A 1,602-nucleotide genomic window follows, 5' to 3' on the forward strand; every position below is an offset into this window, starting at 1 on the left:
GGAAATTTTGACAATAACACCACTGGAACGTATGAAAAAAGTAATTCCTGCTATAATCGCAGCTGTTTTCACACTCACTGATGCCGGGGCGGTGACGCGCATCGAGTGCCGCATCGACACAGCCAGCAGGGTAGTGGTGATTCCGGCGGTAGAGGGTGGCGCGGATGTGGCCGTCGCGGTCATCGACCGAAGCATAGGAGTGCCCGACACCACAGTCACCATAGCCTCGCAGTTGCTGATGCAGAACGACCTGCACGGACATGTCGAGGACGCCGCATGGTATCTGCGCGCACCGCGCCGTGAGGCTGGCCCTGCCGCCGACGCACTGATGCTGACTCAGGGATGGACACGCTACGACATGCCGGCGGCAATTCGCGGCGAAATCAACGACTCACTCCCCTACCCGCTGGAAATCGGAGCCCAGCTCGACGGCATAATCCGCTCGAAATGGCGCGGAAAGCCTCTGGCAGGAGTCACGGCCAACGTGCTCGCACCGCGCATGGCCGACGGCGCATCGGCCATGACCGACTCCCTCGGACGCTTCCACATCACCGGAATCGAATGGCCAGACTCTACATTCTTTGTAATCAGCGCCATGAACTCAAAGGGAAAACTCGAAGAGAATATTCACCCCGACTTCGATTCATTCCCAACTATAGATATTCTCCCCGAATCGCAGTCAATAGCCGAATCTTTCGCCGCTCTTGACGAAGACCCCGACCTATGGGACAACTACGTGGCCCGACTCAACTCATCTCCGCAGGGAATGCAAATCTCACTACGCGAAGTCGTGGTCCGCGCCACCAAAAAGCGCGAGGGGGCCAACGCCATCGACTATCTCGCCTCCGTATATATCCGGCCGGGAGAAGACCGCAATATACAATCATATGAAATAGCTGTAGCCGGTATCCCCGGAGTAAATATAATAAACGACAAGCTGATGTACCACCAGACTCCTGTAGCCGTGTGGGTCGACGGACGCTATCTTGGTTCGGCCGACGGAGCATCGAGGATACGCAACAGCACATCGCTGTCAGTCTACAGACCAAGCTACAATTCCGTGCAATCCTCCGATTTCGGGCTCGGTAATTCCGCCGCAATGGCTGAGGTAAACAGTGCTGTCTACGGGCAAAACCCTGACTCCTACTCCAGTAGCGGACTACTCCACAATCAGCTGAATATCTCGGAATTAGAGGCAATGTACCCTTTCCTGGAAAACGAATCGGTGGCATACATACCCCCTCATCTGTCGACACTTTTCCGGCGCGAAGGACATACGCGTGGCGGAGTATTGAATATCACAACTAAAAATCCCGGGAAGGTACACCATACGCTATCGCCTGAATTTAAATGCGTCACTCCATTAGGATATCAGAGGCCTAAGTCGTTCTATGTGCCGGAGTACATTGCCGACACTGACCCCGACATCCCACGTGGAGCTACTTTGACATGGATTCCTTCTGCATGTCCGGTGGAATCCATAGCAATCCCCATACCTCTTTCAGCCGATATAAACCACCTTGGCATAACCGTAGAAGGCTTTGATGGCAACGGCTACATTGTCGATACAGCCCATTAGAAAATAAATATGACTGAATTGAT

At 53.8% G+C, this 1,602-nt stretch carries 1 protein-coding gene; it reads left to right on the plus strand.

Going from position 1 to position 1,602, the window contains the following annotated elements; translation table 11 throughout:
• The first annotated feature begins 31 nt into the window (after window positions 1-31).
• On the plus strand, window positions 32-1,579 hold the full coding sequence (locus tag K2I50_RS06145; protein ID WP_301025325.1) for a hypothetical protein: 1,548 nt from the start codon (window positions 32-34) through the stop codon (window positions 1,577-1,579).
• Window positions 1,580-1,602: the final 23 nt, after the last annotated feature.

Origin of the sequence: Muribaculum sp., assembly GCF_029051885.1 — a bacterium.
GTDB lineage: Bacteria > Bacteroidota > Bacteroidia > Bacteroidales > Muribaculaceae > Muribaculum.